Source organism: Streptomyces sp. NPDC101191 (assembly GCF_044767915.1).
In the GTDB taxonomy this organism is placed as follows: Bacteria; Actinomycetota; Actinomycetes; order Streptomycetales; family Streptomycetaceae; genus Streptomyces.
Window position 1 is genome coordinate 55,363 of the sequence record NZ_JBIWOU010000011.1, and the last position, 19,122, is coordinate 74,484.

Annotated in this window: 16 protein-coding genes; 5 read left to right on the forward strand and 11 right to left on the reverse strand. The window is 74.7% G+C overall.

The window, feature by feature from the left end; all coding sequences use genetic code 11:
• Window positions 1-556: 556 nt before the first annotated feature.
• A complete protein-coding gene (locus ACIRQF_RS33150) occupies window positions 557-2,833 on the forward strand; it encodes a PP2C family protein-serine/threonine phosphatase (RefSeq protein ID WP_404098028.1) in 2,277 nt (758 codons plus the stop codon).
• On the opposite strand, the gene ACIRQF_RS33155 is transcribed toward ACIRQF_RS33150, so the two are convergent.
• The 6 genes from ACIRQF_RS33155 to ACIRQF_RS33180 form a co-directional block, all read right to left on the reverse strand.
• A complete protein-coding gene (locus ACIRQF_RS33155) occupies window positions 2,811-5,786 on the reverse strand; it encodes a HAMP domain-containing protein (RefSeq protein WP_404098031.1) in 2,976 nt (991 codons plus the stop codon). The genes ACIRQF_RS33150 and ACIRQF_RS33155 overlap by 23 nt on opposite strands.
• 42 nt (window positions 5,787-5,828) lie before the next feature.
• Window positions 5,829-6,281: an ATP-binding protein gene (locus ACIRQF_RS33160; protein ID WP_404098033.1), complete on the reverse strand. Its 453-nt coding sequence runs from the start codon at window positions 6,279-6,281 to the stop codon at window positions 5,829-5,831.
• A gap of 49 nt (window positions 6,282-6,330) precedes the next feature.
• The gene (locus ACIRQF_RS33165; RefSeq protein ID WP_382480827.1) at window positions 6,331-6,855 is read right to left on the reverse strand and encodes an ATP-binding protein; all 525 of its coding nucleotides are present in this window, start codon (window positions 6,853-6,855) and stop codon (window positions 6,331-6,333) included.
• Complete coding sequence (locus ACIRQF_RS33170; RefSeq protein ID WP_376633650.1) at window positions 6,852-7,247, reverse strand: STAS domain-containing protein; 396 nt, start codon at window positions 7,245-7,247, stop codon at window positions 6,852-6,854. Before ACIRQF_RS33170 ends, ACIRQF_RS33165 begins: the two co-directional genes overlap by 4 nt.
• A 41-nt stretch (window positions 7,248-7,288) precedes the next feature.
• On the reverse strand, window positions 7,289-7,702 hold the full coding sequence (locus tag ACIRQF_RS33175; protein ID WP_404098037.1) for an STAS domain-containing protein: 414 nt from the start codon (window positions 7,700-7,702) through the stop codon (window positions 7,289-7,291).
• Between the two features lie 296 nt (window positions 7,703-7,998).
• Complete coding sequence (locus ACIRQF_RS33180) at window positions 7,999-9,030, reverse strand: questin oxidase family protein (protein ID WP_404098040.1); 1,032 nt, start codon at window positions 9,028-9,030, stop codon at window positions 7,999-8,001.
• A gap of 188 nt (window positions 9,031-9,218) precedes the next feature.
• Between ACIRQF_RS33180 and ACIRQF_RS33185 the strand changes: the two genes are divergently transcribed.
• A complete protein-coding gene (locus tag ACIRQF_RS33185) occupies window positions 9,219-9,935 on the forward strand; it encodes a DJ-1/PfpI family protein (protein ID WP_404098043.1) in 717 nt (238 codons plus the stop codon).
• A gap of 21 nt (window positions 9,936-9,956) precedes the next feature.
• Here the strand turns inward: ACIRQF_RS33185 and ACIRQF_RS33190 are convergent, their stop codons facing one another.
• On the reverse strand, window positions 9,957-10,151 hold the full coding sequence (locus ACIRQF_RS33190; RefSeq protein WP_404098046.1) for a hypothetical protein: 195 nt from the start codon (window positions 10,149-10,151) through the stop codon (window positions 9,957-9,959).
• Between the two features lie 418 nt (window positions 10,152-10,569).
• On the opposite strand from ACIRQF_RS33190, the gene ACIRQF_RS33195 reads away from it, so the two are divergent.
• On the forward strand, window positions 10,570-12,177 hold the full coding sequence (locus ACIRQF_RS33195) for an adenosine deaminase (protein WP_404098286.1): 1,608 nt from the start codon (window positions 10,570-10,572) through the stop codon (window positions 12,175-12,177).
• A gap of 66 nt (window positions 12,178-12,243) precedes the next feature.
• Here ACIRQF_RS33195 and ACIRQF_RS33200 read toward each other — a convergent pair whose 3' ends face one another.
• Window positions 12,244-12,627: a DUF6223 family protein gene (locus ACIRQF_RS33200; RefSeq protein WP_382480837.1), complete on the reverse strand. Its 384-nt coding sequence runs from the start codon at window positions 12,625-12,627 to the stop codon at window positions 12,244-12,246.
• Between the two features lie 254 nt (window positions 12,628-12,881).
• Here ACIRQF_RS33200 and ACIRQF_RS33205 point away from each other — a divergent pair, with 254 nt between their 5' ends.
• Window positions 12,882-14,018: a sensor histidine kinase gene (locus ACIRQF_RS33205; RefSeq protein WP_404098049.1), complete on the forward strand. Its 1,137-nt coding sequence runs from the start codon at window positions 12,882-12,884 to the stop codon at window positions 14,016-14,018.
• Window positions 14,015-14,695 (forward strand): response regulator, encoded by a 681-nt coding sequence (locus ACIRQF_RS33210; RefSeq protein WP_404098052.1) that lies wholly within the window; start codon window positions 14,015-14,017, stop codon window positions 14,693-14,695. Before ACIRQF_RS33205 ends, ACIRQF_RS33210 begins: the two co-directional genes overlap by 4 nt.
• Before the next feature lie 16 nt (window positions 14,696-14,711).
• On the opposite strand, the gene helR is transcribed toward ACIRQF_RS33210, so the two are convergent.
• The 3 genes from helR to ACIRQF_RS33225 all read right to left on the reverse strand — a co-directional run bounded on the left by helR (window position 14,712) and on the right by ACIRQF_RS33225 (window position 19,058).
• Window positions 14,712-16,904 carry an RNA polymerase recycling motor ATPase HelR gene (gene helR / locus ACIRQF_RS33215; protein WP_404098054.1) on the reverse strand — a complete coding sequence of 731 codons (2,193 nt, stop codon included), beginning with the start codon at window positions 16,902-16,904 and terminating at the stop codon, window positions 14,712-14,714.
• A gap of 229 nt (window positions 16,905-17,133) precedes the next feature.
• Complete coding sequence (locus ACIRQF_RS33220) at window positions 17,134-17,646, reverse strand: cupin domain-containing protein (RefSeq protein ID WP_382480845.1); 513 nt, start codon at window positions 17,644-17,646, stop codon at window positions 17,134-17,136.
• Between the two features lie 170 nt (window positions 17,647-17,816).
• Window positions 17,817-19,058 carry an MFS transporter gene (locus tag ACIRQF_RS33225; RefSeq protein WP_404098057.1) on the reverse strand — a complete coding sequence of 414 codons (1,242 nt, stop codon included), beginning with the start codon at window positions 19,056-19,058 and terminating at the stop codon, window positions 17,817-17,819.
• Window positions 19,059-19,122: the final 64 nt, after the last annotated feature.

The following is a 19,122-nucleotide window of genomic DNA, read 5'->3' on the forward strand; positions in this document are numbered from 1 at the left end:
GGTGTGCTCAGGCCCCGCTGGTGCTGGCCCCAGAGCCGCTTCCTGATCATCGGCATGGCCGCCGTCGCCGTCCCCGACGGAACCCGCGTCGCCTCACCGGCGGCGTCCGCGTCCCGGGGCGCCCGGCCCTCGTCCCCTTCGGCACGCGAACCGAACTGATCCGAGCCCTCCACCGCCTCGAAGCCCGCGTCACCAGCCCATGACCCCGCCGCCTCCGTGCGCTCGCGTTCGCCCCCTCCGTCCGGGCCGTCCGGGCCGTCCGGGCCGTCGTCCGGTGGGCCAAGGGCCACCGGACGGCGTTCGTGGGAGGGCGGGTCCACGGGACGTCAGCCACCCGCCGGGCCCAAGCTCCCCGCCCGCCCGCACGCATACGCGCCTGTACGCCGCACGCACGCCGCCCCCACGGGCGCCGCGCCGAGCCCCCGCCCCGACCGGGGCCCGTGGGCGTCGGCGCGGGTGCCCGGCCCCGTCCGGACGTAGACTCCGAAGAGTACGAGCGCCCGCTCCGGAGGTCGTCTTGGCCGGTTCCGAAGGCCCCGAGGGAAGCCCCCCGGGGATGTCCGACGGCTCGGCGGAGAACGGGTTCGCGGGGCTCGTGGCCGAGAACCGGCGGCTGCGCGCAGAACTCGCCCGACGGCATCTGCTGGACCTCGCGACCGGCGTGCTCGCGGCCCAGCTGGGCCTGTCCACCGCCGACGCGGGGGAGCATCTGACGGCCCTCGCGGCGGCCACCGGACTGACGGCGGAGGATCTCGCGGCGGACGTCGTGAACGCGGTCGCCGGCCCCGGGGACGTGCTGCCCGCCCCGGACGCGCCCTCACCCCTGCCGGCCCGGCGCCTGCGCCGTACCGCGGCCGCGGCCGAGGTCGCGCCCGGGGTCGGCGAGGCGGCCAGGACGCTGCTGGAGGGGGGACTGGCGCCGCTCGGCGCGGACAGCCTGTGGCTGTGGCGGTGCGCCGACGCCGGGAGTCTGCGGCTCGCCGGCCACGCCGGGGTGGGCGCCGTGGAGGCCGCTGCCTGGCGGTCGATCCCGCCCGCGGCTCCGGCGGCCCTCCGCGCCGCCCTCGACGGCAACGCCCCCGTGTGGCTGGACGGGGACGCCGGGCTGCCGGGCGCCGGGCCCGGTGCGGCCCGGGCCGTGCTGCCGCTGCGGCGGCGTGGCACGGTGGTCGGCGTGGCGCTCGTGGGCTGGCCGGGCCCGCTGGACTTCGAGCCGCCGCTGCGCCGGGCCGTCGCCGGGCTCATGGACGTGGCGGTGGCGATCCTGGACCGGCCCGACGCCGACGAGCCCGGCGCCCCCGTCCTGGCGGACGTCCTCGACGCGCTCGTGACACCGGCCGTCCTCCTGCGGACCGGCGGCCACACCGGGGCCCCGGTCCTGGAACACGCCAACGAGGCCGCAGCCGCGGCCCTCGGCGGCCCCCTCCCGGCCGACGACCGCTCCCTGCCGCGGGCGTTCCCGCACGTCCACGACGAACTCGCCCGGCTGGTGCTGCGGGCCCGCCTCACCCGCCATCCGCAGCACGCCGCCCGGCTCCCGACGACCGGGCGGGTACCGGGAGCGCCGCTCGGCCCGCTCCTCGACGTACGCGTCCTGTCGGCGGGGGCGGACCGGACGCTGGTCCTGTGGCACGCCGTCGGCGATCCCGGCATCGCCGCCGGCCGGGCCGTCGCGCGGCTCCAGAGCGTCGCCACCTTCCAGGACAGCCTCACCGGCGGCGACACGGTGTGGTCGGAGCAGGCCTACGCGATCTTCGGGATGACCCGGGACGAGGCGCCGCTGCCGCTGCTCGCCCTGCGCGGCCGGGTCCATCCGGAGGACGGCGAGGTCCTGACCGAGCTGCTCAGGACGCTCACCGAGGGGCACTCGGGCGGGCAGGCCGTGCTGCGCACCCTCTTGCCCGACAACTCCGTACGCCATGTGCGGGTGGCCGCCGAGCCGCTGCTCGAAGGGGACACGGTCACCGGCCTCGTCGGGGTCTACCAGGACGTCTCGGCGACCCGTCGTACCGAGGTCGCCCTCACCGCGACCTTCGACCACCTCAACGCCGTCCGCAGCCAGGCCGAGCTGCGCCACCAGCTCGCGCTCCAGCTCCAGCGCGCGATCGTGCCCGAGGTGACGGCGCTGCGCGAGCTGCCCGGTGACCTCAGCGTCGCCGCCCGCTACCGGCCCGCCGCCGAGGAGTACCAGGTGGGCGGCGACTGGTACGACGTGCTTCCGCTGCCCGGCGGCAAGGTCCTGGTGGCCGTCGGCGACATCGCCGGACACGGCATCGACAGCGTCACCGGCATGGTCGCCCTGCGCAACGCCCAGCGCGCCCTGGCCTTCACCGGCCGCCCGCCCGGGGAGCTGATGGGCTGGCTCAACGACGTCACCCTCCGGACCGGTGGTGGGTCCACCGCCACCGCCGTGTGCGCGCTGTACGACCCCGGGGACCACTCCCTCGTCTGGTCGAGCGCGGGCCACCTGCCGCTGCTGCTGATCCGGGACGGCCGCGCTCGGCTGCTCGAGCCGCCGCAGGACATCCTGCTCGGGGCCGTGCCGTCCTACACGTATGCGGAGCGCCGGACCGAACTGCGCCCCGGGGACACCCTGTTGCTCTACACGGACGGCCTGGTCGAGCGGCGCCACGAAGGCCTCGGGCCCGGTCTCGCCCGGCTGGTCACGACGGCCGAGCGGATCGCCGGCCAGGAGAGCCCGGAACTGCTCGTGGACGGCCTCCTCGGCACCGCGCTCGGCGACACGGACGACGACACGAGTCTGGTCGCCGTACGGGTGAGGCGGCCCGGCGAGGGCCGGTTGCCGGAGGTCAACCCCGCAGCTGGTGCCTGATCTTGGCCATCAGCTCCGCCTCGTCCACCGGTTTCGCGAGGTAGTCGTCGGCGCCCGCCTCCAGTGCGTGCACCCGGTCGTCCGGCATCGCCTTCGCCGTGACGACGACGATCGGCAGTTCGCTCCGGCCCGGCAGCCGCCGGATCTCCTCGATGGCCTGGTAGCCGTCCATGCCCGCCATCATCACGTCCATCAGGACCAGCCGGACGTCCGCGTTCCCCGCGAGCAGTTCGACCGCCCGGCGGCCGCCGTCCGCCGTCAGGACCCGCAGTCCGTTCGCCTCCAGCACCTCGGTGAGCGCGAAGACGTTGCGGACGTCGTCGTCGACGACGAGGACGGTGGTGCCGGTCTTCTCGGGGGCCGGGCTGTCGGCCACCGCCGGCGGCTCGGTGCGCAGGGTGTCGAGGGCGGTCGCGGCGCCCTCCGGAGCGGTCCGGTCCTCCGGCGCGCCGGCCGTCCCGGGCGCACGTGCCGCCGGCTGCTCCGGGATGTGGAACGTGAAGCGGCTGCCCTCGCCCGGCGTGCTCTCGACCTCGATCGTGCCGCCGAGCAGGGCGGCCACCTCCCGGCTGATGGACAGGCCGAGGCCGGTTCCGCCGTACTCGCGCGCCGTCGTCCCGTCGCCCTGCTGGAACGCGTCGAAGATGTGCCGGAGGCGGTCGCCCGGGATGCCCACCCCCGTGTCCGCGACCCGGAAGGCCAGCACCGGCCGCCGGTCGCGCAGAGCGGCGGGGATCTCGTCGGGCGGTGTGTGCTCGATGGTCAGCGAGACGCCGCCCTCGTCGGTGAACTTCAGCGCGTTGGACAGGAGGTTGCGCAGCACCTGGCGCAGTCGCCCCTCGTCGGTCGTCAGATGGACCGGAACGTCCGGGGCGACGGTCACGGTGAAGTCGAGTCCCTGCTCGTCGGCGACCGGGCCGAAGGTCGCCTCCAGGTACTCCAGGAGTTGCGAGAGGGCGAACGGCTCGCGCCGCACCTCCATCTTGCCCGCCTCCACCTTGGACAGGTCGAGGATGTCGTTGATCAGCTGCAGCAGGTCGGACCCCGCCGAGTGGATGACCTCCGCGTAGTCGACCTGCTTCTCCGTCAGATTGCCCTCGGAGTTCTGGGAGAGCAGCCGGGCCAGGATGAGCAGGCTGTTCAGCGGGGTGCGTAGCTCGTGGCTCATGTTGGCGAGGAACTCGGACTTGTACATCGAGGTCCGGGACAGCTGCTGGGCCCGGGCCTCCAGCTCCTGCCGGGCCTGCTCGATGACCCGGTTCTTGGACTCGATGTCCTTGTTGCGTTCGGCGAGCAGCGCCGCCTGCTCCTGCAGTTCGGCGTTGGACAGCTGGAGTTCGCGCTGTCGGGCCTGCAACTCCAGTGTGCGGGTGCGCAGTTCGTCGGCGAGGTTCCGGGACTGGGCCAGCAGTTCGTCGGTGCGCAGATTGGCCACCAGGGAGCTGAGCACGGCGCCGGCGCTGGTGACGAAGCGGTCGAGGAAGTCGCGTTGGAGCGCGCCGAAGGAGCGGAGCGAGGCGAGCTCGACGGCGCCGAGCACCTGGTCCTCGACCACGATCGGCAGCACGACCAGCGCGGCGGGGGTGCCCGTGCCGATTCCCGACGAGACGGTCGCGTACCCCTCCGGCAGCGGGTCGACGACCAGCGTGCGCCGGTCGCGTGCCGACTGTCCCACGAGTCCCTCGCCCAGGCGGAAGCGGAGCGGCCGGTCACCGGCGTCGGGCAGTCCGTACGACGCGGCCAGGACCAGGAAGGGACCTTCCTCGTCCTCCTCGACGAGGAAGAACGCCCCGTACTGGGCGGAGACCGTGGGCGGTACCTCCTCCATGATCAGCTCGGCGATCTGCGGCAGTCTGCGGGTGCCCTGGAGCAGCGCGGTGATGCGGGCCAGGTTGGTCTGCAGCCAGTCCTGCTCCTCGTTCGCCCGGGTGGTGGCCCGCAGCGACTCGACCATCGCGTTGATGTTGTCGCGCAGGTCGCCGACCTCGCCCGGGGCGTCGACGGTGATGGAGCGGGTGAGGTCGCCCTCCGCGACCGCGCTCGTCACCTCGGCGATCGCCCGCACCTGGCGGGTCAGGTTCCCGGCCAGCTCGTTGACGTTCTCGGTGAGCCGCATCCAGGTGCCCGAGACGCCCTCGACCTCCGCCTGGCCGCCGAGCTTGCCCTCGGTCCCGACCTCGCGGGCCACCCGGGTCACCTCGGCCGCGAACGACGACAGCTGGTCGACCATCGTGTTGATGGTGGTCTTGAGCTGCAGGATCTCGCCCCGCGCCGCCACGTCGATCCGGCTGGTGAGATCGCCTTGGGCGACGGCGGTGGTGACCTGGGCGATGTTGCGGACCTGGTTGGTCAGGTTGTCGGCCATCGAGTTGACGTTGTCGGTGAGGTCCTTCCAGGTGCCGGACACCCCGCCCACCGTGGCCTGGCCGCCGAGCTTGCCCTCGGTGCCGACCTCGCGGGCCACCCGGGTCACCTCCTCCGCGAACGAGGAGAGCCGGTCGACCATGGTGTTGATGGTCTCCTTCAGCTCCAGGATCTCCCCGCGCGCGTCCACCCGGATCTTCTGCGTGAGGTCGCCGCGGGCCACGGCCGTCGCGACCTGCGCGATCGACCGCACCTGCGAGGTGAGGTTGTCGGCCATCGTGTTCACGCCGGTGGTGAGCTCCCGCCACACCCCGCGGGCCCGCGGCTCGCGCACCCGACCGCCGAGCAGCCCCTGCCCGCCGACCTCGCCGGCGACGCGGGTGACCTCGGAGGTGAGCAGGGACAGGCGGTCGACCATGTCGTTGTAGACGGTCGCGATCTCGCCCAGGACGCCGTCGGACCCCTCGGAGAGGCGTACGGACAGATCGCCGTCCCGGACGGCGGTGAGCCCGGCGAGCAGGCGCCGCAGCGCGTCCTCGCCGTCCGCCGTGTCCGGGCCGCCTCCGGGTGCTGGTCTGCGCTGTGCCATGAAGGACCTCGCGGGCGGGGTCGGACGCCCCGCCCATCCACTCTAGGCCGGACGGTGGCGGGGAGCCTCCGGGAGCACCACCACCTGGAACCACACCGTCTTGCCCGTGTCTCCCCGCGGGATCGAGCCCCAGCGTGCCGCCAGCCGCTGCAGCAGGTAGAGCCCGTGCCCCGAGCAGCGCGCGGCGCGGTGCGGGCCCCGCGGACGAGGCCGCTCCGCGCTGGCGTCGCTGACCTGCACCCACAGCGCCCGGTCGGTGCCGTCGAGCCGCAGTTCGTACGGGCCGCCGCCGTGCGTACGGGCGTTGGTGACGACCTCCGAGACGAGCAGCAGGGCGTCGGCCGCCGGCTCCCGCTCGGGAGCTCCCGCGGGCCCGAACCAGGCGCGCAGCGCCTGTCGCGTCAGCGCGCGGCACCGCGCCACGACTCCGGGTCCCTCCGCCAGTTCGTACCGCAGGGAGCGGTCGGTGACCGGTGTCTGCTCTCCTGTGGTCATACAGGGCGACTTTCCGTCCGGGGCGGGCGTAAACGGGAGCCGGCGCCGATCACTCGCCGCCCGGCCGCACCCACGGCGGGCGCGAGGGCCGGCCGACCTCCAGCCACACCACCTTGCCCGGTCCGCCGTCGGCCTTCGCGGCCGTGCCCCAGGCGCCTGCCAGCCGGTCGAGCACCATCAGTCCGTGCCCCCCGGGCAGGGCGGGGGAACGCGGAGTGCGGGCCCGCGGGTGCACGGGGTTCGCGTCGGACACCTCGACCCGGAGGAGCCCGTCGGAGTGACGCAGCACCAGTTCCTCGGGCCCGTCGGCGTGCAGACACGCGTTGGTGACGACCTCGGAGACCAGCAGCAGCACGTCGTCCGCCCGCTCCTGGTCCTCCGGCGTCACCGCGGGAGTCCAGCCCCAGTCGGCGAGGGCCGCCACCGTGAAGTCGCGACACCGCGTCACAGCGCCGTCCGGCCGGTGCAGCACCAGTCGCCTGACCTGGACCGGGGGCCCTTCCTGAGCCCGGGCCCGGGGCTCGGCGAGGCCCTCCGGGGAATTGCGGCCGGCCTCGGCATCGCCACGCATCATGGTCCCTCCGCCGCCGGGCCGTCCCCGTCCGCGAGCGCGGCGGCGGCGTCCTCGTACACCTGGAACACCGTCCGCGCCCCGGTGATCTCGAACATCCGGTCCACCGGGGGCCGCAGCCCGGCCAGATCCAGCCGACCACCGCCGTCCAGCATCCGCAGCCGCGCCCTCAGGAGCACGTTGAGCCCCGTCGAGTCGCAGAACCGCAGCCCCGAGCAGTCGACCACGACCCGTCCGCCGTCGTCCTGCGCCTCCAGGGCCTCCTTGAGCGGTGCGGCCGTGTCGTGGTCCAGCTCGCCCGCCACCGCCAGGACCACGGTCCCCGGCCGCTGCCCGGGCACGATGTCGACATCGAGCCGTCCCACGAAATCCTCTGCCGTCTCCGCAGCTCCCATGAGGGCGCCCTCCTTCCGTACCCCACCGGCTAGCACCATGATCAGGCGATGCCCAGGTCCGCGCGATCCTTGACGATGGTGAAGAGTCGCAGCATCCCGGTCATCCCGAACAGCTGACGCAGTTGTCGGGGTACCGGACCGGCCAGGACCAGCCCGGGGCCGGCGAAGTGCGCGGTCACCAGCTCGTGCAGGAACGAGGAGTCCCCGAAACCGACCTGGGAGACGTCGAGGACGGTCCGCCGGTTCCCCTCGTGCCGGGCGTCGGCGAGCGCGCGGCGCAGACAGCCCGCCGTGGCGACGTCGAATTCCCCGGTGGCCGACAGCAGCACGGTCCCGGGCGCCGGTGACGACTCCCGCACGACCCACGCCGTGCCCGCCGCCGTCCGATACGTGCACGGCCCGCGCCCCCCGCCCGGGGACTCCTGCTGTTCCCGATCGAACTGCGCGGCGATCATGTCCCCACCTCCGTGGTGGCGAGTGCCCCGATCCGGGCCGCCTATGCGCGTCCGAAGGGGGGAGCCGAGCCGGACACCGCCAGGGGGTGCCCCGGCGATCGGGCCGGATCGACCGGACCCCATAGGCCCTGACGACGAACTCCCGTCTGCCCCGCGACGCCATGTACGCGCTCTCGCCGCACCGGGCACAAGCCTCGCGTACGTCCAGTACGAGGCCTCGCGCCCGGCACACCGAGAGCACGCACCTGACGCCGCGGGGCCGCCCTCCGGGCGAGCCGGGAGTTTGACGACAGGACCTAGCGCAGCGGCTCGCTGAGCTCGATCGCGCGGAGCGCGGCGGCCACGGAGAGGTCGTCGGGGAAGTCGAGGGCGGTGTCGGTCAGCTTGACGACGTGCTCGTCGCCGTGGGCGAGGGCACGCTCGAAGACCTCCTCGGGGGTGACGGCGCCCGGCGACGACGGCACGACCGGCTCGGCGGGCGCGTACATGGCGGTGACGGCGGCGGAGGCGGTCCAGGCGGCCCGCAGGCTGGGCACCCACAGGACGCGGGGGAGGGCGGGCAGGACGCGCCGGACGGCGTTGGGCGCCGTGGCGGCGTGGACCAGCATGGTCTCCTCGCCGTGGCCGTGGGTGGCGTAACGGTGGGTGGCCGCGCGGACGAGCTCGGCGAGCCGCTCGCGGGCCGTGTCCGGGTCGGTGACCCCCGCCGCCCAGACCGGCAGCCGGGACACCCGTGCGAGCCGGTCGGGGAAGGAGCCCTCCTGGTCGGCGACGGGCGGCACCGCGTCGAGGGCGGCGGCCGCGGCGTCCGCACCGGGCAGCGGGACCGGGTCCGCGACCGGGCGGTGGCGGGCGGCCCAGTAGCCGAGGCCGTGCGCGAGCTCGGTCAGCCGCGGCCCGGTCACCTCACCGGCGAGCAGGGTGCGCACCGCGTGCCCCACCCGGATCACCGGGTGCGTCGACCCGCCGTACATCCCGGGCAGCAGCCGCGGCCACCACGTCGCGAGGACGTCGCGCCAGGGGCGCTCGGCGAGCTCGCGGCCGAAGTACGCGATCCAGTCGGCCGCCCGTCGCGGTTCGCCGAGCGCCTCCCGCCAGTTCGCGCCGGTGACCTGCGCGAGCCCGGCCGGGAACTCCTCCAGCTTCGGCGCGTACCGGTCGAGCCAGCGGTGCACCGCATGTGCCTGCCCGTGCGAGGCGAGCGCCTCCACGGCCATCGGAGCGTGATTGGTCAGCCGCCCGAGCCGCTCCGGCCCGGAGGCGTGCAGCCGCTGAAGGGCCTCGTCGAGGGCGCCCGTGGGGTCCGTGCCTGTCGCGTCGATGCTCATGACGGCGACGTTAGGCGCGGCGCCGCGGCGCCGGAACGGGCGAAGGACCGAGGACCGGACCTACGGCCGACCTACGGCCGGAGGCGGGGGCGACGGTCCCGGGCCGGGAACCGGTCGGTGCTCCCGGCCGACTGCCTGTCCGTGACGACGTTCGGTCACGCACGTCCCACCCGGAACAGGAGCCCCTCGTGAACCTCCGTGCCTCCACCGCCCTCGGCACCACCGGCGCCCTCGCCGGGGCCGCGTCCGCCGCGCGTGCCGACGCGCCGCCCCCCGCGCGCCCGACGCGACCCCTCCGCGTCCACATCGTGCTCTTCGACGGGGTGGAGGAACTCGACTTCGCGGCGCCGTACGAGGTGTTCTCCGCGGCCGGGTTCTTCACGCCCCGCCCCGTCGAGGTCCGGTACGTGTCCGCCACCGGCGCCCGCACGGTGACCGGCGCCTACGGCACGGGCGTCCGGGGCGTGCGCCCCTGGGCGCCCGAGGAGGCGGATCTGCTCGTCGTGCCCGGGGGCGGCTACGCCCGGCGCGACAGCCCGGGCGTGTGGGCCGAGATCGACCGCGGCACGCTGCCCCGCGCCCTCGCCGCCGCGCCCCGCCCGGGGCTCACCGTCGCCGCGCTCTGCACCGGCGTCATGCTGCTCTCCGCCGCCGGCCTCACCCGCGGCCGCCCCTGCACCACGCACCACAAGGCGAAGCCCGACCTGGAAGGGCAGAGCGGCCTGGTGCAGGGCGCCCGAGTGGTCGACGACGGCGACCTGGTCACGGCCGCCGGCGTCACCTCGGGCCTGGAGCTCGCCCTCTGGCTCGTCCGCCGCGAGCTGGGCTCCCGGGCCGCGACCGACCTGGAGGCCATGCTCGAGTACGAGGCCCGCGGGACCGTGTGGGCGTCGGCGTCCGCGTGACTCCTGGCGGTGCCGGCACGGTCAGTCGCGCCGGCCGAAGAACTCGACCTCCCCCACCGCGAGATGGCGCCCGCGCTCCGCGCCGTACGAGGTCTCCGGCGTGATCCGGACCCGCGTCACGTGCGAGCCCCGCAGGTCGAAGGTCTGCCGGCCCGGCTGGTCCTTGAGGATGAGCAGCCGGGTCGACGAGTCCCCGTCGGCCGAGAGCAGCTCCACCCTGAGCCGCGCGGGGCGGCCTGGGCGAGGAACTCGCCCTGCTTCGCCGACGCGCCCGCGAGGACCACCCGTTCGGTCACCCGCACCCCCGGGCCTCTCGAAGTCCGCCTGCAGTGTCGTGAACCGCCCGCTCCGTCCGGGCCCGCCCCGGGCCTCTCGAAGTCCGCCTCCAGCGTCGTGACCCGCCGTGCCCCGTCCAGGCACCGCCCCGGGCCGCCGGGGCAGGGAGGGCTGGCCCCTTCGCGCAGCGGCGGCGCGCGGAGATTCCCCCGTGCGGGTGGAGTGGGCATCGAACAGGCCCGAAACAGCGCGCGCGGTCTGTTCCGGTGGCGATCATGCGCAGGTGATCTCTTTCCAAGCCAACCAGGAGTCCGCCGCGCGCACTTCGCGCGCCCAGGGCACGAAGCGGGCCGCGCGCCTGCGCCCCGCCGCGACCGGGGTCGCCGTGCTGGCCGCCCTCTGCCTGCTCCCGACCGCGGCCGTCGCCGCACCGTCGGCCGCCCCCGCCGCGCCGCCCGCGCCGGCCGGGCCCGCCGCCGCGCACCGGCCGCCCCTCACGCCGGGCGAGGTCCTGGCCTCGGCCCGCCTCGCCGCGCTCCGCGACGACCCGGCGGCGCTCCGCGCCTTCTTCCGCGCCCTGCCGAAGGGCGGAGAGCTGCACAACCACCTCTCCGGCGCGGTCAGCACCGAGTACCTGATCGAGCTGGCCGCCGAGGACGGGCTCTGCATCGACACCGCCACGACGACGGCCGTCGTGCCGCCCTGCGGTCCGGGTACCCGCCCCGCGGCCGACGCCCGCACCGACAGCGCCTTCCACGACACGATCGTCCGCGAGTGGTCCATGGAGGACTTCCCGCCGGACGGCGACGGACACGACCACTTCTTCGACACCTTCGGCAAGTTCGGCGAGGTGACGTGGCGCCACCGCGGCAAGCTCCTGGCCGAGTTCGCCGACAGCGTGGCCGCGCAGAACCAGTTCTACCTGGAGACCATGGTCTCCCCGGCCTCGGAGGAGGCGAAGAAGCTCGCCGCCGAGGTCGGCTGGGACGCCGACCTCGCGCGTCTGCACGGCAAGCTTGTCTCGGGCGGCAAGCTCGACGCGGTCGTCGACGCGGCAGTCAAGGAGGCCGACGCCGGCGACGCCGAGTTCCGCACCGAGTCCCGCTGCGGCACCCCGCAGGCCCGCCCCGGCTGCGACCTCGCCGTGCGCTGGATCTCCCAGGTGTCCCGCGGCAGTTCCCACGAGCGGGTCTTCACCCAGATGGCGCTGGGCATGCGCCTGGCCGAGCGCGACCCCCGCTTCGTCGCGGTCAACCTCGTCCAGCCCGAGGACTGGGACAGCTCCCTCGCCAACTACCGTCTCCAGATGCGCATGCTGGAGTACCTGCGCGGCGTCTACCCCCGGGCCCACGTCACCCTGCACGCCGGCGAGCTGTGGCCCGGCCTGGTCAAGCCCGAGGACCTCGCCTTCCACATCGCCGAGGCCGTGGACGTCGCGGGCGCCGAGCGCATCGGCCACGGGGTCGACCTGCGCCACGAGGACGCCTGGCGGCGGACCGCCGCCACGATGGGCGCTCGCGAGATCGCCGTCGAGGTGCCGTTCACGAGCAACGCGCAGATCCTCGGCGTCAAGGGCGCCGACCACCCCTTCGAGACCTACCGCGCCTTCGGCGTCCCGGTCGTCCTCGCCACCGACGACCCCGGCGTCTCGCGGATCGACATCACCCACGAGTACCAGTACGCCAGCAAGACCTACGGCCTCGGCTACCGCGACCTGAAGGACCTGGCCCGGGCCTCCCTGGAGTACGCCTTCCTACCGGGTACGAGCCTGTGGCAGGGCAACCCGACCCGCGACGGCTACCGCCTCGGCGGCCCGTGCCGCGGCGAGCGGCCCGGCACGGCCGTCCCCGGGCCGGCCTGCCGCCGTCTCCTCGACGCCAGCCCCAAGGCGACGGCGGAGTGGCGCCAGGAGGCCGCCTTCGCCGCCTTCGAGCGCCGGCTTCCGGCCCGCCGGACCACCGGCTGACATCCCCGCGGTACCCCGACGGCGTCCGGTGGCCTTCCCGCCGGACGCCGTCGGCCCGTTCCGTCCTCACCCGGCCCGACCGGAACGGGCCGATCCGGCCGGCCGGGCCGCCCCGTCCGGCCGCGGCACGCGGGCCAGCGCCCGCAGGGCCAGACCCGTACCGACGAGCCCGAGCAGCGCGGCCACGACACCTCCGCCGAGGCCGTTGCCGGTGCCGAGGCCTCCGTCGGCGGTGACCACGACCACCGTGCCGAGTGCCGCCCCGACCGGACTCGCGACCAGGGCGGCCAGCGCTCCGGTCCGTGCGTTCCCGCCGCGCAGCCGCCCGGCTACCCGGGCCAGTGCCATGGAGGCCGCGACGAGACCGGCGAGCGCGAGGAGCGCGGCGACGACGGCGGCCAACCGCCCGGCCGAGAGGTCGTAGGCACCGACGGCGTACGGAAGTTCCATGGGTGTACTCCTTCTTCTGAGGGCGCGGCGCGCCCTGTCACGGCATCGGAACAGGCATCGCCACGGGCCGGGGAAGCGGCGACCGCGTGCCGTTCGAGCATCCCCGCCGCACCCGCCCTCCGGCGTCCGGCGGACGTGGACACCCGCCCTGCCGCGTCCGCGGCAGGAGCGGCCCGACTACCGCGCCCGCGGTAGCGGGCGGCTCGTCCCCGGGAGGGACTCGTCCGGCGGCGGCGCCCGGTTAGGGTGCGCGCATGCGTACGGGTGAGTCGGGGGTCCGGACCCTCGTCATGGACGGGGCGATCGCCGTCGGAGTGGCCGCGGCCCTCCTGATCACGGGCGTGTCCCGGGCGTCCGGCGACGGCCCCGTCACGGGTCGCGAGCTGCTCGGCTACGCGCTCCTGGCGACCGGCGGCCTCGCGCTGGCCGCCCGCCGCCGCGCCCCCGTCCCGGTCCTGGCGGTCACCGGGCTGTGCGCCCTCGGCCACCAGGCCTGCGGCTTCGACGTGCCTGCGGTGGCCTATCTGTTCGGGGTGTACGCGGCCGTACGGGCGGGCCACCGCATCGCCACGGCGGCGGCCAGCCTCGGCCTGCTGGCCGTGCTCCCGCTCGCCGCGCTGGCCTCGGGACCGTACGACACGGGCGAGGCCTTCGCCCGCGCCCGGGGAGCGCTCGAACTGGCCTGGCTGATCGCGGCCGCCGCCGCGGGAGAGGCGCTGCGGCAGGCCGAGCGACGGGCGGACGAGGCCGAGCGCACCAGGGAGGAGACCGCGCGGCGCCGCGCCGACGAGGAGCGGCTGCACATCGCGCGCGAACTGCACGACTCCCTCACCCACCAGATCTCCGTCATCAAGGTGCAGGCGGAGGTCGCCGTGCACGTGGCGCGCCGCCGCGGCGAGCAGGTGCCGGAGGCGCTGCTCGCGATCCAGACGGCCGGCCGCGAGGCGAGCCGCGAGCTGCGGGCCACCCTGGAGGCGCTGCGCGACGACGGCACGGCACCGCCGCGCGGCCTCGACGACGTGCCCGAACTCGTGGCGAGAGCGCGGGACATGGGCCTGGACGCGAGTCTGACGATCGAGGGGGGAGAGCACGACGTCCCGGCCGCGGTCGACCGCACCGTCTACCGGATCGTGCAGGAGTCCCTCACCAACATCGCCCGCCACGCCGACGCCGCCACGGCCTCCGTCCGGATCGACTGTCGTCCCGACGCCGTCGCGGTCCGGGTCGACGACGACGGCCGGGCCGCTCCGCACAGCGCACCGACGCCCGGCGTGGGCCTGCTCGGCATGCGGGAACGTGTCACCGCGCTCGGCGGCAGCCTGCGCGCCGCCCCGCGCGCGACCGGCGGCTTCTCCGTCCATGCCGAACTGCCCGTGGAGCAGACGCCGTGATCCGTGTCCTCCTGGTCGACGACCAGCCCCTGATCCGCAGCGGTTTCCGCGCCCTCCTCGACCTGGAGGACGACATCGAGGTCGTGGCCGAGGCCGCCGACGGGCTGCACGCGCTCGCCCTCGCGCGACGGCACCTGCCCGATGTCGCGCTCGTCGACATCCGGATGCCGCACGTCGACGGCATCGAGACGACCCGGCGCATCGCCGCGGACCCCGCGCTCGCCGGAGTGCACGTCGTCATCCTCACCAACTACGGCCTGGACGAGTACGTGTTCCACGCGCTGCGCGCCGGCGCCGCCGGGTTCCTGGTGAAGGACGTCGTCCCCGACGACTTCCTGCACGCCGTCCGCGTCGCGGCCCGCGGTGACGCCCTGCTCGCCCCGTCGATCACCCGCCGGCTCATCCACCGCTACGTCTCCGGGCCGCCCGCCGTCCCGGGCGCCACGCGGACGGCCCTCGCCGGGCTGACCAACCGCGAACGCGAGGCCGTCACCCTCGTCGCGCGCGGCCTGTCGAACGACGAGATCGCCGGCCGCATGGTGATCAGCCCCATGACCGCGAAGACGCATGTCAACCGTGCCATGACCAAGCTGGACGCCCGAGATCGCGCCCAACTCGTGGTCCTCGCCTACGAGTCGGGCCTGGTCGCCCCGGGCCACGAAGCGCCGCCGGGGTGACCGGTACGGCCGCTCCCTAGGTGAGGACGACGAGCCGGCGGGTCGCCCGGGTCATCGCCACGTAGCGGTCGACGGCCCCGACGACGCCCGTACCGAACCGCTCCGGGTGGACGAGGACGACGAGGTCGAACTCGAGTCCCTTCGACAGCTCCGGCGTCAGCGACCGGACCCGCGAGGTCTCTCCGGCGCCCGCGCCGAAGGTCTCCGCGTATCCGTCCTCGAAGGTGGGGTCGCCGATGACGCAGGCCACCCCCTCGGCGTTCTCCGCGAGCCAGCTCTCCAGGATCGCGTCCCGGTCCGCGACGGAACCGTGCACGACCGGAAGTCCCGAGGCCCGCACGGAGGTCGGCACGTTGGCGTCCGGCAGCGCGGCCCGGATCGCCGGCTCGGCCTCCGCCATCACCTCTTCCGGGGTGCGGTAGTTGATGCTCAGGGACGTCATCTCGACCCGGTCCAGGCCGACCCGCTCCAGGCGCTCCCGCCACGACTCGGTGAACCCGTGCCTGGCTTGCGCCCGGTCGCCGACGATCGTGAAGCTCCGCGACGGGCAGCGCAGCAGCAGCATCTGCCACTCCGCGTCGGTCAGTTCCTGCGCCTCGTCGACGACGATGTGCGCGAAGGGTCCGGCCAGCGCGTCGTGCTCGGCCTCGGGCAGCTCGGACTCGTCGACCAGGTTGCGCTGGAAGTCCGCACGGCGCAGCTGCGTCATGAGGCCCTCGCCGTCGTGATCGGCCGCGATCAGGTTGTCGACCACCCGCGCCATGCGCTCCCGCTGGGCGGCGAGGGCCGCCTCCTGGCGGCGCTTGCGCAGCGACGCCTTCGGGTCGCCGAGCCGCTGCCGCGCCGCGTCCAGGAGCGGCAGGTCGGACACCGTCCACGCCTGGGCGTCCGCCCGCTGCAGCCGCCGGACCTCGTCCGCCCCGAGCCAGGGTGCGCACAGCCGCAGGTACGCGGGCACGGACCACAGGTCGCCGACGAGGTCGGTCGGTTCGAGCATCGGCCACGCGCGGTCGAGGGTGTCGACGAGCTCCTTGTCGTGCCGCAACGCACGCCGGAACAGGTCCTCGGGGACCTCCTCGACCTGGCGGTCCATCAGGAAGGTGACCAGCTCCTCCCAGATCAGCTCGCGGGCCTCGTTGTGCGGGGTCCCCTCCGCGGCCTCGAAGGCCTCGGCCCAGTCGTCGGCGCTCAGCCGGACGTCGGACCACTGGGTCGAGACGGTCAGCGCCTCGGTCGGCGGCTCCTCGTAGAAGCGGACCGCCGCTTCGATCGACCGCACCATCTCCGCGGTCGCCTTCAGCCGGGCCACCGCCGGATCGGCCTCCGGCCCCACCCCGGCCCCCTGGGGGACCAGGTCGCGCACGGTGCAGGTCCGCACCCCCTCCTCGCCGAGGCTCGGCAGCACGTCGGCGACGTAGTTCAGGTACGGCTGGTGCGGACCGACGAACAGCACGCCGCCGCGCCGGTGCCCGAGCCGTGGGTCGGAGTACAGCAGGTGGGCCGTGCGGTGCAGGGCCACCACGGTCTTGCCCGTACCAGGGCCGCCGTCCACGACGAGCGCGCCGCGGGACCCCGCCCGGATGATGGCGTCCTGGTCGGCCTGGATGGTGGAGAGCACGTCCCGCATCTTCGACGAGCGGTTGCCGCCCAGGCTGGCGATGAACGCGGACTGGTCGTCCAGCGCGGCGTGCCCCTCGAGCCCGTCCGCGTCGAACACCTCGTCCCAGTAGTCGCCGACCCGGCCGTCGGACCAGCGGTACCTGCGGCGGCTCGCCAGCCCCATCGGCGCGGCGTGCGTCGCCGCGAAGAAGGGCTCGGCGGCCGGCGAGCGCCAGTCGAGCAGCAGCCGCCGCCCGGTGCTGTCGGTGAGCCCGAGCCGGCCGATGTACACCGGCTCGCCGTCGTCCGCGCCCACGATGCGCCCCAGACACAGGTCGAGCCCGAAGCGGCGCAGGGTCCGCAGCCGCGCCGTCAGCCGGTGGATCTCCGCGTCCCGCTCCATGGCCTCCCGGCCGGCCCCGCCCGGGGCCAGGCGCGCGGCGTCGAGCTGTGCGGACAGCTCGGCGATCGTCTGCTCCAGGCTCTCCGCGACGGCGGTGAAGTGCTGCTCGTCGGCGGCGATCAGCTTCGGGTCGGCCTTGGCGGAGAGACGGTCGGGCAGGTCGAACGCACTGGTGTTCAGATGGGCAGGTGACAGGGGTGCAGGCACTGGGTGTATCTCCGTTTTCCGCAGCAGACGGCCTCGGCCAGCGATTGTGCGCCACCAGGGGGGCCTTGCCGCAAGGCCCCCCATGCGCTATACGTTAAGAGTGGCGAGGAGTGGGAAACACTCCGCGCCCTTTCTTTTTGCCCCCTCGTCGGGTGGTTGACGGGCGTCGTCGGGCTTGGGGAGCCCTCGGCGAACGGTCCTGGTGTCCCGCGTGGCGAAGCGCCGGTCCTCAGGCGGAGCGCTCCAGAGCGGCGCGCCACACGGGGCTGTCGACGTAGTGGTTGTCGAACCGCTCCGAGGACGCGGCGATCTCCTTCGGGTCCGTCTCGCCGCGCATCACGCTGCCGAGCAGGCGCAGGTAGTCGAACCTTCCCATACCGGGGGTGAAGACGAACAGGACGTCCGCCTCGCAGCCCGGGGCCGCGGCGAAGGCGTGCGGGGTGTGGGGCGGCACGGCGAGGAAGTCGCCCGCCTTGAGGACGGTGACCTCTTCGCCGACCAGCACCTGCAGCTCTCCGCTGATCACGAAGAACAGCTCGGTCGCCCGGGTGTGGAAGTGGGCCGGGGCGCCCACCGCGCCCTTCGCGAAGGTGGAGCGGTAGCTCGTGCAGCCGTCGGTGTCGGCCAGGAGGGTCATCACGCTGCTGGGGTCGGCACAGGTCTCGGCCTCGCAGTGGCGGGTCAGGACGACGGCGGGCGCGGACGGGGTGGTGGACACGGTGGGGGAGGCTTCCTTGTTCATGATCCTGATCCTTCGCGGTGTGTGTTGAGCGGTCTGTGGTGAGCGGTGTGTGGTGAGCGGTCTGGGGTGGGTGGTGCCGGGTGCGTCGTGCGGTGAGCGTGCGTGGTCAGTGATGGCCAGGCGTGGTCAGGGGTGGTCAGGGGTGCTCGTACGAAAGGGACGGTCGGCGCTCAGGCGCCCAGGGTGATCAGGGCCGCGACGGCCGGTCCGAAGGCGCCGCCGAGCTGGTAGCCGAGGGTGAAGAGACCGATGGCCGTCGCGCGCTGGGCGGGCGGAGCGGACCGCGTGGCGTAGACCGACAGCGTGGCCTGGCCCGCGCTCGTCGCGAGGACGGCCAGCGTCGCGACCGGCAGCAGCAGGGCCGGCCAGGGGGTCAGGAGGGCGGTGAGCGGGGCGAGTGCTCCCACCGTGAGCAGGATCGTGAGGATCCGCGGGCGGCCCAGCCGGCCCGCGCCGGCGGCGAGCAGCATGGAGAGCGCCGAGCCCACGAGCAGGGCGGTCATCTGGCCGGTGCCGATGGTGGAGGCCGACCAGTCGGTGCGGTCGCGCAGGAGCTGCGGAACGGTGAAGAGCAGGGTGAAGTACGAGGTCGCGAGGGTGCAGGCGAGCGCGGTGGACAGGAGGAACGTCCGGGTGCGCAGCAGGGCGGCGGGGACGAAACCGGTGGGGCGGGCCCTGACGTGCAGGGCGAGGAGCGCGGCGGTCACCAGGGAGGCGGCCACCGCCGGGAGCGGGTAGCGCGGGACGAGCACCAGGGCCGTCGCCGTCAGGACCAGCAGGGTGGCGCCACGCCCGTCGAAGGGGGTGTCCTGCGGCGGGGCGGAGAGGTCGGCGCGGCGCATGACCGCCGGGAGGGCGAGGAGCGCGACCGCGCCGACGCCAAGGCTCACGCGCCAGGAGGCCACGTCCGCGATCGCCGAGCCGAGCAGGGGGCCGACCGCGCCGAGCGTTCCGAAGCCCGCCGTGATCACGCCCATCCGGCGGACCGTGCCGGCCAGGCTCATCGCCGCGGTCACCAGGCCCGCGCCGCCGACCGCCTGCGCGGCCCGCCCGGCCATGGCCGGCGGCAGCGAGGGGGCCACGGCGACGACCACGGTGCCGACCGCGATCAGGGCGGCACTCGGCCGCAGTACCCCGGCGAGGCCACGGCGTCGCATCAGGCCCGCCATCAGGGGCGTTCCGACGCCCATGGCCCAGGCGAAGGCCGTGACCAGCCAGGTGGCCGTCGCGGTGGGGACGCCGAGCGAAGAGGCCATGTCGGGGAGGATCAGGACCGGGCCGTTCGCGGCGGCGGCGAGCGGGGTGGCCAGCAGTGCCAGCCACAGCGCGGGAACCCGGCGCGGCGCGGGGACGGCGGCGCGGGCCGTGCCCGGGGTGGTGCGGGGGAATCCGGTGCGGTCGAGCAGGGACATCGCGCGCTCCCGTCGTTCAGCCTTGATAATCTCAACGTTGAGATAAAAACAGGGCTGGTCCTTC

Bases quoted from the DNA above. Each gene is read 5' to 3' on its own strand.
- ACIRQF_RS33155 (WP_404098031.1), bottom strand. From the start codon at position 5,786: ATGGCACAGCGCAGACCAGCACCCGGAGGCGGCCCGGACACGGCGGAC.
- ACIRQF_RS33200 (WP_382480837.1), bottom strand. From the start codon at position 12,627: ATGGAACTTCCGTACGCCGTCGGTGCCTACGACCTCTCGGCCGGGCGG.
- ACIRQF_RS33150 (WP_404098028.1), top strand. From the start codon at position 557: ATGTCCGACGGCTCGGCGGAGAACGGGTTCGCGGGGCTCGTGGCCGAG.
- ACIRQF_RS33165 (WP_382480827.1), bottom strand. From the start codon at position 6,855: ATGATGCGTGGCGATGCCGAGGCCGGCCGCAATTCCCCGGAGGGCCTC.
- ACIRQF_RS33205 (WP_404098049.1), top strand. From the start codon at position 12,882: ATGCGTACGGGTGAGTCGGGGGTCCGGACCCTCGTCATGGACGGGGCG.
- ACIRQF_RS33160 (WP_404098033.1), bottom strand. From the start codon at position 6,281: ATGACCACAGGAGAGCAGACACCGGTCACCGACCGCTCCCTGCGGTAC.
- ACIRQF_RS33170 (WP_376633650.1), bottom strand. From the start codon at position 7,247: ATGGGAGCTGCGGAGACGGCAGAGGATTTCGTGGGACGGCTCGATGTC.
- ACIRQF_RS33220 (WP_382480845.1), bottom strand. From the start codon at position 17,646: ATGAACAAGGAAGCCTCCCCCACCGTGTCCACCACCCCGTCCGCGCCC.
- ACIRQF_RS33175 (WP_404098037.1), bottom strand. From the start codon at position 7,702: ATGATCGCCGCGCAGTTCGATCGGGAACAGCAGGAGTCCCCGGGCGGG.
- ACIRQF_RS33180 (WP_404098040.1), bottom strand. From the start codon at position 9,030: ATGAGCATCGACGCGACAGGCACGGACCCCACGGGCGCCCTCGACGAG.
- ACIRQF_RS33225 (WP_404098057.1), bottom strand. From the start codon at position 19,058: ATGTCCCTGCTCGACCGCACCGGATTCCCCCGCACCACCCCGGGCACG.